Origin of the sequence: Pseudomonas sp. AE27, assembly GCF_037113495.1 — a bacterium.
GTDB lineage: Bacteria > Pseudomonadota > Gammaproteobacteria > Pseudomonadales > Pseudomonadaceae > Aquipseudomonas > Aquipseudomonas palmensis.
The window spans coordinates 4,006,969-4,018,926 of sequence record NZ_CP146966.1 but is presented as its reverse complement, the minus strand read 5'-3'; the positions used below and the strand labels follow the sequence as shown (position 1 = coordinate 4,018,926).

At 64.3% G+C, this 11,958-nt stretch carries 8 protein-coding genes; 5 read left to right on the top strand and 3 right to left on the bottom strand.

All coding sequences use genetic code 11. The annotated features are described in order from the left end of the window. Positions 1–175 precede the first annotated feature (175 nt). A complete protein-coding gene (locus V9K84_RS18450; RefSeq protein ID WP_058540734.1) occupies positions 176–541 on the bottom strand; it encodes a PilZ domain-containing protein in 366 nt (121 codons plus the stop codon). Between the two features lie 197 nt (positions 542–738). Here V9K84_RS18450 and V9K84_RS18445 point away from each other — a divergent pair, with 197 nt between their 5' ends. From V9K84_RS18445 to yjiA, 3 genes are all read left to right on the top strand, one after another. Then, positions 739–2,805, top strand: coding sequence for a carbon starvation CstA family protein (locus V9K84_RS18445; RefSeq protein WP_043860566.1), 2,067 nt, complete (start codon positions 739–741; stop codon positions 2,803–2,805). An 18-nt stretch (positions 2,806–2,823) separates the two neighbouring features. Continuing rightward, the gene (locus tag V9K84_RS18440) at positions 2,824–3,021 is read left to right on the top strand and encodes a YbdD/YjiX family protein (protein ID WP_043860565.1); all 198 of its coding nucleotides are present in this window, start codon (positions 2,824–2,826) and stop codon (positions 3,019–3,021) included. 86 nt (positions 3,022–3,107) lie between these two features. Continuing rightward, entirely contained in the window at positions 3,108–4,067 is a 960-nt protein-coding gene (gene yjiA, locus V9K84_RS18435; protein ID WP_088513886.1) for a GTPase, read from the top strand. 97 nt (positions 4,068–4,164) lie between these two features. Here the strand turns inward: yjiA and glyA are convergent, their stop codons facing one another. Both glyA and V9K84_RS18425 read right to left on the bottom strand, forming a co-directional pair. Then, a complete protein-coding gene (gene glyA, locus V9K84_RS18430) occupies positions 4,165–5,418 on the bottom strand; it encodes a serine hydroxymethyltransferase (protein ID WP_043860563.1) in 1,254 nt (417 codons plus the stop codon). 208 nt (positions 5,419–5,626) lie between these two features. After that, a complete protein-coding gene (locus V9K84_RS18425; RefSeq protein ID WP_088513885.1) occupies positions 5,627–9,469 on the bottom strand; it encodes a bifunctional diguanylate cyclase/phosphodiesterase in 3,843 nt (1,280 codons plus the stop codon). A 364-nt stretch (positions 9,470–9,833) separates the two neighbouring features. Between V9K84_RS18425 and tssA the strand changes: the two genes are divergently transcribed. Then, on the top strand, positions 9,834–11,396 hold the full coding sequence (gene tssA, locus V9K84_RS18420) for a type VI secretion system protein TssA (RefSeq protein ID WP_043860561.1): 1,563 nt from the start codon (positions 9,834–9,836) through the stop codon (positions 11,394–11,396). Positions 11,397–11,428: 32 nt separating this feature from the next. Then, positions 11,429–11,938 carry a type VI secretion system contractile sheath small subunit gene (tssB, locus tag V9K84_RS18415; RefSeq protein WP_043860560.1) on the top strand — a complete coding sequence of 170 codons (510 nt, stop codon included), beginning with the start codon at positions 11,429–11,431 and terminating at the stop codon, positions 11,936–11,938. Positions 11,939–11,958 lie beyond the last annotated feature (20 nt).

The following is an 11,958-nucleotide window of genomic DNA, read 5'->3' as shown; positions in this document are numbered from 1 at the left end:
TGGCACAGGAACAGTCAGGTCATTGGTTTGGGTGCAGGCGTGGATGCAGTTATCGTTCCAACACGCAGCACCAGGCCCGCCAGGGCTGGGTCCGGTGGCATGAACGGCTGTTTGAAAGCTGTCTGGGTGGACAGGAAGGCGGGGCGGGGTCAGGTCGGTAGCGGGCTAAAAGATTTCAAATGTCGATGAGTTGATGGAATTCGCGCTCCAGTTCGGTGCGATCGGCCAGGTTGAGCTCCACCAGGCGGCACAGGTGCTCCAGCGAATCGAGGTCGATGTGCTCGCAGATAAACCCCAGCTGGGTGTCGTCGACATGGCGCAGTTCCACCGTCATGGTGACAAACGCCTCTTCACCCAGGCGTATCTGCGCAGCGAACGGCCGCTCGAGGTCGGCGTCCCAGGCCTTGGGCGCCTCGATCAGCAGGCCCTTGAGCGACAGGTCGAGCAGGTTGACCGGCCAGCGTCGTTCGCCCTGGAGCAGTTCGGTCGGTGCATCGAAGGGTATGCGCTGGAAGCGCCGGCGTTCTGGGTGATCGCTCATGGTGGAGGCCCTTTGCAGTAGAACCTGGCTGGAACCTGACTGACTATAGCTCAGGGCTTGCCAGCATGATCGCGAACGCGCATAACGAGACTGTGGGCGGGCCTGCAGGCTCTAGACCAAAGCAAGTATGGCAATGCGCCAAGACTCGCCCTAGACTCGATGGGCGGTCTTTCATATCCACTAGCTGGAAGCAAACCATGAACAACAATAATAGCCTGCTACGCCATATACCGTGGCTGCTGCTGGCAGTCCTGGGGGCCTGTGCGCTGGGTGTGGTTGCCCTGCGCCGTGGCGAAGCGATCAACGCCTTGTGGATTGTGGTTGCCTCGGTAGCCCTCTACCTGGTCGCCTACCGTTACTACAGTCTGTTCATCGCCACCAAGGTGATGCAGCTGGACCCGCGCCGGGCCACCCCGGCGGTGCTCAACAACGATGGTCTGGACTACGTGCCGACCAACAAGCACATCCTGTTCGGTCACCACTTCGCGGCCATCGCCGGCGCTGGCCCGCTGGTGGGCCCGGTACTGGCTGCGCAGATGGGCTATCTGCCCGGTACGCTCTGGCTGATCGCCGGCGTGGTACTGGCCGGTGCAGTGCAGGACTTCATGATCCTGTTCCTGTCCACCCGCCGCAACGGTCGCTCGCTGGGCGACATGGTGCGTGAGGAAATGGGCCGCATTCCGGGCACCATCGCCCTGTTCGGCTGCTTCCTGATCATGATCATCATCCTTGCGGTGCTGGCGCTGATCGTGGTCAAGGCCCTGGCCGAAAGCCCATGGGGCATGTTCACGGTGATGGCGACCATCCCCATCGCGATGTTCATGGGCGTGTACATGCGTTATATCCGCCCGGGCCGCATCGGCGAGATCTCGCTGATCGGTGTGGTGCTGCTGTTGCTGTCCATCTGGCTGGGGGGCCTGGTGGCCGCCGATCCGGTGTGGGGCCCAGCGTTCACCTTCACCGGCGTGCAGATCACCTGGATGCTGGTGGGCTATGGCTTCGTCGCCGCCGTGCTGCCGGTATGGCTGGTGCTGGCGCCGCGTGACTACCTCTCTACCTTCCTCAAGATCGGTACCATCATTGCCCTGGCCATCGGCATCCTGGTGCTGGCGCCCGAGCTGAAGATGCCGGCGCTGACCCAGTTCACTGACGGCACCGGCCCGGTGTGGAAGGGCACCCTGTTCCCGTTCCTGTTCATTACCATCGCCTGTGGCGCGGTATCGGGTTTCCATGCGCTGATCTCCTCGGGCACCACGCCCAAGCTGCTGGACAACGAAGTCAACGCCCGCTACATCGGCTATGGCGGCATGCTGATGGAGTCGTTCGTCGCGATCATGGCCATGGTTGCCGCCTCGGTGATCGAGCCGGGCGTGTACTTCGCCATGAACAGCCCGGCCGCGGTGGTCGGTGCCGACGTGGTGTCGGTGGCGCAGACAGTCAGCAGTTGGGGCTTTGCCATCACCCCCGAGCAGCTCGAGGCGGTCGCCCGGGACATCGGCGAGCACACCGTGCTGGCCCGTGCCGGTGGTGCGCCGACCCTGGCGGTGGGTATCGCGCAGATCCTGCACCAGGTACTACCGGGTGAAAACACCATGGCGTTCTGGTACCACTTCGCGATCCTGTTCGAAGCCCTGTTCATCCTCACTGCGGTAGACGCCGGTACGCGTGCCGGGCGCTTCATGCTGCAGGACCTGCTGGGCTCGTTCGTGCCGGCGCTCAAGCGCACCGAGTCGTGGGGCGCCAACCTGCTCGCCACCGCCGGCTGTGTGGCGTTGTGGGGCTACCTGCTGTACCAGGGCGTGATCGACCCGCTGGGTGGCATCAACACCTTGTGGCCGCTGTTCGGCATCTCCAACCAGATGCTGGCCGGTATCGCGCTGATGCTCGGCACCGTGGTGCTGATCAAGATGAAGCGCCAGCAGTACATGTGGGTCACCCTGGTGCCGGCGGTATGGCTGCTGATCTGCACCACCACCGCAGGCTTCATCAAGCTGTTCGACCCGAACCCGGCGGTGGGCTTCCTGGCCCTGGCCAACAAGTACAGCGCGGCGCTGGACGCCGGTCAGGTACTGGCCCCGGCCAAGGACATCGCGCAGATGCAGCACGTGATCTTCAACGCGTACACCAACGCGACGCTGACCGCGCTGTTCCTGTTCGTGGTGTTCAGCATCCTGTTCTTCGCGCTCAAGGTCGGTATCCGCGCCTTGAACAAGAAAGAACGTACCGACAAGGAATCGCCGTTCCAGGCCTTGCCGGACGCGTAAACCAAGAGGATTGCAGACATGTTCAACGATCTCGGTCGACTGGGTAAGTACCTGGGGCAGGCAGCCCGCCTGATGGTCGGCATGCCCGACTACGACAATTACGTCGAGCATATGCAAACCCGGCACCCCGACCTGCCGCCGATGACCTACGAGGAGTTCTTCCGGGAACGCCAGGAGGCGCGCTACGGCGGCAAGGGCGGGCCCAAGTGCTGTTGAAAGACGGCACCGCCCGCGTGTGACAAACCTGTGGGAGCCCGGGCAGCCGGGCTCCCACAGTCATTTCAGTGTTCAGGAGATTTTCCGTGCAACCCATTCCCGTCACCGTGCTCAGCGGTTTTCTGGGGGCCGGCAAGACCACCTTGCTGCGTCACCTGCTCAAGGCCGAGCACGGCCTGAAAATCGCCGTGATCGAAAACGAGTTCAGCGACGCCGGCATCGACACCCAACTGCTGGGCGACGAACCGGTGCAGGTCATGACCCTGGCCAACGGCTGCGTGTGCTGCACCATCCACACCGACCTGACCAAGGCGCTGTTCCTGCTGCTGGAGCGTCTGGACAGCGGCGAAATCGCCTTTGACCGGCTGGTGATCGAGTGCACCGGCCTGGCCGACCCGGCACCGGTGGCGCAGACCTTCTTCATCGACGAAGAGCTGCGCGAGCGCTACATCCTCGACGGCATCATCACCCTGGTGGATGCCGCGCATGCCGACCTGCACCTGACCCAGACCATCGCCCAGGCCCAGGTCGGGTTTGCCGATCGCCTGCTGGTGAGCAAGACCGACCTGGTCGATGCGGCCGCGTTCGAGGCTTTGAGCCAGCGCCTGGCGCGGATCAACCGACGTGCGCCGATCCGTGTGGTGGACAACGGCAGGATCGACCTGGCCGAGCTGCTGGATGTGCGCGGGTTCAACCTCAACGCCAGCCTCAACCTGCGGCCTGTTGTGGCGGCGGGCAACAGCCTGGACCGGATCTCCAGCATGGTGCTGCGTACCGATGTGCCGCTGGATATCGACCGGCTGAGCGAGTTCATGAACCAATTGCTGGAGGCCCATGGCAAGCAGCTGTTGCGCTACAAGGGCGTGTTGAACATTGCTGGCGAGGATCGGCGGCTGGTGTTTCAGGGCGTGCTGAAGCTCTATGGCTTCGACTGGGATACCGAGTGGGTCGAAGGCGAACAGCGCGAGAGTGTGATGGTGTTCATTGCCGATGACCTGCCCGAGGCGAAGATTCGCGAGGGGTTCGAGGCCTTGAGCCGTCAGTAGGGCGCCTTCGCCAGCAAGGCTGGCTCCTACAGGGTGGGACAGCACCCACAAAAAAGCCCGGCTGGGAGCCGGGCTTTTTCACATCAGGTACCTGCGATCAGTTGCCGTACACCGGCAGCTTGGCGCAGATGGCCTTGACCTTCTCGCGAACGGCGTCGATCACCGCTTCGTTGTTCAGGTCGTCCAGGATGTCGCAGATCCAGCCCGCCAGTTCCTTGCACTCTGCTTCCTTGAAGCCGCGAGTGGTCACGGCCGGGGTGCCGAAGCGCAGGCCGGAAGTGACGAACGGGGAGCGTGGGTCGTTTGGCACGGAGTTCTTGTTGACGGTGATGAAGGCTTTGCCCAGGGCAGCGTCTGCGTCCTTGCCGGAGATTTCCTGCTTGATCAGCGACAGCAGGAACAGGTGGTTTTCAGTACCGCCCGACACCACGTCGAAGCCGCGCTCGATGAACACGCCGGCCATGGCCTGGGCGTTCTTCACCACTTGCTGCTGGTAGGCCTTGAACTCAGGCTGCAGCGCTTCCTTGAAGCAGATCGCCTTGGCCGCGATCACGTGCTCCAGCGGGCCGCCCTGGGCGCCCGGGAATACGGCGGAATTCAACTTCTTCTCGATGTCGGCGTTGGCACGGGCCAGGATCAGGCCGCCACGTGGACCGCGCAGGGTCTTGTGGGTGGTGGTGGTGACCACGTCGGCGAACGGTACCGGGTTCGGGTACACGCCAGCGGCGACCAGGCCAGCCACGTGGGCCATGTCGACGAACAGGTAGGCACCGACCTTGTCGGCGATTTCGCGGAAGCGCGGGAAGTCCAGCACCTGCGAGTAGGCCGAGAAACCGGCCACGATCATTTTCGGCTTGTGCTCGACGGCCAGGCGCTCGACTTCGTCGTAGTCGATCAGGCCGTTGGCGTCGATGCCGTACTGGATGGCGTTGTACAGCTTGCCCGAGGACGACACGGCTGCGCCGTGGGTCAGGTGGCCGCCGTGGGCCAGGCTCATGCCCAGGATGGTGTCACCGGCCGACAGCAGGGCCAGGTAGACGGCAGCGTTGGCCTGGGAACCGGCGTGCGGCTGCACGTTGGCGTAGTCGGCGCCGAACAGCTGCTTGGCGCGGTCGATGGCCAGTTGCTCGACCACGTCGACGTATTCGCAGCCACCGTAGTAGCGCTTGCCCGGGTAGCCTTCGGCGTACTTGTTGGTCAGTACCGAGCCTTGAGCTTCCATCACCGCAGGGCTGGTGTAGTTTTCCGAAGCGATCAGCTCAATGTGCTCTTCCTGGCGCTGAGCTTCTTGCTCCATGGCGGCAAAGAGATCGGCGTCGTACTTGGCAATGGTCAAATCACGGCTGAACATGGCGGTCCTCAAGGATCGTGCTGAAATAGGCGGGCATTCTACCTCATCGGCTTTTGTCTGGCATATGAAAGGGCATCATGTCGCAGACAAGCGGGGCTCATTCAGGCTCGGTGTGAACTTATCGCGAGTCAAGCCCGCTCCCACAGGTCCGGTATCCGCTCTCGGGGGCCGAGAACATCCTGTGGGAGCGGGCTTGACCCGCGATGCGTCATTCGAACATGAACAACGTTTCGTTGCTGAACTGCGCCTCGAACTGGTTGGCCGGCATCGGCCGCCCGAACAGGTAGCCCTGCACCTCGTCGCAACCGTGCTCGCGCAGAAACTCCAGTTGCTCATGGGTCTCCACACCCTCGGCGATCACCGCCAGGTTCAGGCTGTGGGCCATGGCGATGATGGCGCGGGCGATCTGCGCATCCTGCTCGCCCTCGGGCAGACCGTCGACAAATGTGCGGTCGATCTTGAGCACGTCGATGGGGAACTGCTTGAGGTAGTTGAGCGACGAGTAGCCGGTGCCGAAGTCGTCCACCGCAATGCTCAGCCCCAGATTCTTCAGGCTGTCGAGGATCACCATCGCCTCGTTGACCTCGCGCATCAGGATGCTTTCGGTCAGTTCCAGCTCCAGGCACGCCGGCGGCAGCCCGGTATCGGCCAGGATGGTGGCGATGCGCGTGCCCAGTTGGCCATCGGAGAACTGGCGCGCCGAAATGTTCACCGACACCTTCGGCACTCGCACCTTGGCCTGGTGCCAGGCCTTGAGCTGGCGGCAGGCTTCGCTGATGACCCAGTCGCCCACGTCCACCACCAGCCCCAGCTCCTCGATCACCGGGATGAAGTCGCCCGGCGGCACCAGCCCGCGGCGCGGGTGGCGCCAGCGCAGCAGGGCCTCGGCACCGGTCAGGCGCTTGCCGTCGCCGCTGAACTGCGGCTGGTAGTAGAGGATGAATTCGTTCTGCTCCAGCGCATGACGCAGGTCGCTTTCCAGCTCCAGGCGCTCCAGCGCACTGGCGTTCATGTCGGCCTGGTAGAACTGGAAGTTGTTCTTGCCGCGCTCCTTGGCGTGGTACATCGCGGTGTCGGCGTTCTTCATCAGCTGGCTCAGCTCGCTGCCGTCCTGCGGGCTGAGGGCGATGCCGATGCTGGCAGTGACGAAGAACTCGCGGTTCTCCAGCACGAACGGTCGCACCAGGCTGCCCAGGATCTGCTCGGCCACGTGGATCGCGCGGTTGAGCGCGATTTCGCGGGTGGCCTTGGGTTGCAGCAGCAAGGTGAATTCGTCGCCGCCCATGCGTGCCACGGTGTCGTCGTCGTGTACGCAGTCGAGCAGGCGTTCGGCCATGTCCTTGAGCATGCGATCGCCCGCGGCATGCCCCAGGGAGTCGTTGATCGGCTTGAAACGGTCCAGGTCCAGGAACATCAGCACCACCCAGGCCTTCTGCCGCTCGGCCTGCTGCAGCGCGGTGTGCAGGCGGTCCTGGAACAGCGTGCGGTTGGGCAGGTGGGTCAGGGCATCGTAGTAGGCCAGGCGGTGAATGCGCTGTTCGCTGGCCTTGCGCTCGCTGATGTCGGTGAAGAAGCATACGTAGCTGGCCAGGTCACCCTCGTCGTCGAGTACCGCGGTGATGCCGACCCACGCCGGGTAGTGCTCGCCGCTGCGGCGCTTGAGCCAGACCTCGCCTTCCCAGGTGCCGCGCTGGTGCAGTTGCTTGAGCACGTAGTTGAGGTGGGCTTCCTGCTGTTCGTCGACGGTGAGCAGGCTCGGCAACTGGTCGAGCACGTCGCTCACCGCGTAGCCGCTGACCCGGCTGAAGGCTTCGTTGGCCTGCACGATGTAGCCGGCCGGGTCGGTGATCAGGATCGCCGAGGTGGAATGCTCGAACACCGTGGCGGCCATGCGCAGGTCTTTCTCGGCGCGGCGTTGCTGGCTGATGTCGCGGCCGACGCCCAGGATGCCCTCGAAATGGTTGTGCTCGTCCCACACCAGTACCACGCGCAGCTCGATCGGGATCTTGCGGCCGTCGGCGCGCAGACAGTCGAACAGGAACAGCTGGGTGGTCACCTCGGTGCGCAGGCGTTCCAGCGCGGCGGGTTCCTCGAGGGCCCGCTTGACCCGTTCGAACAGGGTGAACACGCCGGTCAGCTGCGCCGGGTTGGCAATGGTCGACTGCCAGCCGTTGGCGAAGATCCACGGCACGTCGTAGCCCAGTACCGTCTGCACCGAAGGGCTGACGTAGTTGAGCTGCAACTGCGGGTCGGTGGAGAAGATCACGTCGCTGATGCTCTCGGCGAGCATGCGGTAGCGCTGCTCGCTGTCGCGCAGCGACTCGCTCGCCTCGATCTGGTCGGTGACGTCCTTGCCCACCCCGATGATGCGCAGCACCGTGCCGTCAGGGTCGCGGGTAAGGGCCTGTTCGCGAATGTCGTAGCGTCGCCAGCTCTGGTCGTGGTGAAGAAAACGCAGTTGGCAATGCAACTGCTCCACATAGCCGCTCTGGCGCTGCTGCTGGCGCATCTGGCGAAACAGCTCGGCGTCCTGCGGGTGCAGCAGCACTTCCCAGAAGTACTCTCCCATCTGCGCCAGCTCGCTGCGCGAATAGCCCAGGGTCTGGCCCAGGTGGCGGTTGCTGAAGATCATGCGCAGGCTGTGCACATCCTGCACGTACAGCTGGTCGGGCACGGTGCGCACCACGTCCGACCAGAAGCTTTCGCGCTCCAGCAGCGACAGCTCCACGCGCTTGCGGCTGGTGATATCGCTGATGCTCAGGATCACGGCCTGGTAGTCACGCCGTGCCTGGGGGAAGCGCACCATTAGCCACAGGTGCTGGTCCTGGCCCTGGGGGTCGCTGAGCCGCACTTCCAGCTCCAGCAGGCGCAGGTCCTGCACCACTGCCTCGACCAACTGCATGCCCACCCCGTCGGCGCCCGGCGAGTGGCCTTCGATCAGGCGCTGCCAGGCGCTCTCGCAGCAGCCGGCGCCCAGCAGTTGCAGGGCCACCTGATTGACTTCGGTAACCTTCAGCTCGTCCAGCAGGCTGTGGCGCAGCGATACATCCTGGGCCAGGCGCTGGGCCAGCTCGGCTGTGCTGCGCAGGCGCAGGCGTTCCAGCAGTTCGGTCAGCCCCGACAGGTCGAGTACGCACAAGGCCACGCCCGTGCCTTCGAAGATGTCCTGATAGCGTCGCCGACCTTCCTGCAGGGCGCGGTGACGGCGGCGCATGCTGATCAGCGCCAGCAGCGGGATCAGCGCGCACACCAGGCCCAGCACGCACTTGCCGATCAAGGCCGGCAGCAGTTGCTGGCGGCTGTAGGCGGCATCGAACAGGCCGCGCAGTTGCCAGTCGCTGTTGTCCAGGTACGCCAGCAGCACGCTTTGCGGCGGCTCGATGCTGGCGTCGCGCGCATCGAGCGGCGGCGCGTGGCGATCGATGACCTGAGCCGTGCGGCTGTTTTCCAGCAGCCACAGAGGTGGCGCGGCGTGGTCCAGGGGTTGGCTCAGTTGCTGGTAGTACTCCGGGGCCAGGCGCAGCAGCCAATAGCCACGGGTGTCACTGTCGGGGTGCTGCAGCAGCAGGTAGACCAGGCTGTTGTCGTCGCTGTTGCTGAAGTAGTACGGGCGCTCCTGGCCCAGGTGCAGCAGCTCCTGGAGCGCCTTGCGGTCGGCACTGATGCCCGCGCTGTCGCGCAGCAACGCGCCCTGGGCGTCCACCCACACCAGGCTGCGCAGGGCGGGCAGGCGTGCGTGCAGGTGTTCGAGCAGCGGCGGCAGGTCGGTGACGGCCGGTGCGGCAGGGTAGGGTTGCAGCAGGGTGAGGGCTTTTTGCGCGTTCAATGCCAGGCTCAGGTTGAGCTGGCTGGCCAGTTCGGCACTTGCATCCAGGCTCTGCTGGCGGCGATCGGCCTGGGTATGGCGGAACTGCTCGAACACCTGCCAGAACAGCAGCGCGAGCAACAGCAGCACCAGGATGGCCAACGCGCCTTTGAGCGAGCCACGTAAGGGCGAACCGGACGCACTCGTGGCTTTGCGCGGGGATGAAGGCTGAGTCAGATTGGTCAAACGCTGTTCCTGCGTGAGGCTGTGGCAGGTGATCGCTACGCAGCGACAAGCGGCGCAGTGTGCGGTAGTCCTGTCGCATCCCGGTTCCAGGCGCGCACTATAAGCTGCACGCCCGAAGGGCGGCTAGCATGCCTTGAAGTGTGGCAAAGTGCCAGTCCTGTTCGTCAGCGGAATGGTTTCCTGCTTTTTGATACAAATTGCACACGCTGTGTTGATTGCAATGTGCCATTTCCCTATCTAGGATGTGCCCCCTCACTTAAGGCAGCGAACCCACGGATGGGTGTTTGACGCTGTTTTGGTAGGCCCCGTGCCGCCTGGGCGTTTTCGGCCGGCGCGGGGCCTGCAGTCCAACTACAGGCCAAGGATGTCCTACTCAAGCAAGTTGCACGCTCGTTACCACGAGGTTGCCCGGCAGGCTGTATCACCAGACTGTTTTGCGGGCGAGGACGTGCGTTTTTCCAGTGAGTACGAAGCACTGGAAGGCGAGTTGAACAAGGCTCAGTCCGTTCACGAGAGCGGCCAGATCGACTGGCTCCGCGTGCTCGAGAACAGCGAGACGCTGCTGCGCACACAGTCCAAGGACCTGCGGGTTGCCGCCTGGTTGACGTGGGCGTTGTATCAACGCGAATCCTTCCCGGGCCTGCTGGCCGGCGTGGGGCTGTTGCAGCACCTGTGCGAGCAGCACTGGGCGCAGGTGCACCCGGCCAAGCCGCGCACGCGGGCCGCGGCCATCGGCTGGCTGGTGCCGCGCCTGGAGCAGGTACTGGGTGAAAACGTCGCGATCAAGGAGCAACTGGCGCTGTTCCGCCGCCTGGTCGACAGCCTGCAGGCGCTCGATGCAGCCCTGACCACGCACCTGGGCGATGAGGCGCCGCTGTTGCTGCCGTTGTGCCGACGCCTGTCGAGCATGGTGCAACGTGCTGCCGACAATCAGCCCGAACCTGGTGCTGTGGGCGCGGTCGTGGCCCAGGTCAAGCAGGCCGCCACCCAGTTGCTCACCCCCGGCGCGCCCGTCGACAGCGAAAAAGACGCGCACAAGGTGTTACGCACCCTGCAGGATGGCGCTCGACCGTTATCGAACTGGTGGCTCAAGCAGAAGGCCACCGACGTGCGCGCCTTGCGCCTCAACCGCACGCTGCTGTGGTTGCAGATCGACGCGGTGCCCGAGCGCAATGCCGAACAGGTGACCGTGCTGCGCGGGTTGCCGGTCGACCGCCTGAAGATCTACCAGGAACGCTTTGCCAACGGCCAGTACGCCGACCTGCTGATGGAGCTCGAGGCCAGCCTGGCCAAGTCGCCGTTCTGGTTCGACGGCCAGCGCATGGTCTGGGAGTGCCTGCTGGAACTCAACGCCGAGCAGGGCATGCGCGAGGTGGAGTTCCACTTCGCGCAACTGCTGCAGCGCCTGCCCGGGGTGGTGGAGCTGCGCTTTCATGACGGCACGCCGTTTGCCGACCCGGCGACGCGGGGCTGGATCAACGCCAGCGTCATGCCGCACCTGCAGAGCACCAGCGCACCGCGCAAGGTCGAGACCGACCTCGCGACCAGCCTGCCACCCTGGGAGCTGGCCCTGGAGGCGGTGCTGCCCGTGCTGCGCAAGGACGGCCTCAAGCCTGCCGTGCAGATACTCAAGCAGGGCATGCAGGCGGCTCAAGGCGGGCGTGTGCGCTTTTTCTGGCAGCTCAGCCAGGCGCGGCTGTGCTTTCTGGCCAAGAAGTACGAACTGGCCAAGACCCAGCTCGAAGCCCTCGATCACGAACTGCAACAGGCCGGCCTGCATCAGTGGGAGCCGGACCTGGCACTGGAAGTACTGCGTCTGCTGCACAGCTGTTGTGAGCTGCTGCCGCAGAACCACGCCGTGCGCGAACGCAAGGATGAGGTTTATCGCAGGCTGTGCCACCTCGACCTCGAAGTGGTACTCGACTAGGCCCCCGGGCCGCAAACGCAAGGAGAAAAGCCATGGCCAAAGAAGGCTCGGTAGCCCCCAAGGAACGCATCAACGTCACGTTCAAACCTGCCACGGGCGGTGCCCAGGAAGAAATCGAACTGCCCTTGAAGCTGCTCGCGATCGGTGACTACACCCAGCGTCCGGACGAACGCAAGGTAGAGGACCGCAAGCCCATCAGCATCGACAAGATGACGTTTGACGAAGTGCTCGCCAAGCAGGAGTTGAGCCTGACCCTCAGCGTGCCCAACCGCCTGCAGGACGACGAAAGCGCCAGCGATGAGCTGGGCATCAGCCTGCGGGTCAACTCCATGAAGGACTTCAACCCGGCCAGCCTGGTCGAGCAGGTGCCAGAGCTCAAGAAGCTGATGGAACTGCGCGATGCGCTGGTGGCACTCAAGGGCCCGCTGGGCAACGCACCGGCTTTTCGCAAGGCCATCGAAGGCGTGCTCGCCGACGATGAGTCGCGCACCCGCGTACTCGGCGAACTGGGCCTGAGCGCCACGCCGACCACCGACGCTTGAGCCTCCCCCGTCAAGGAAGA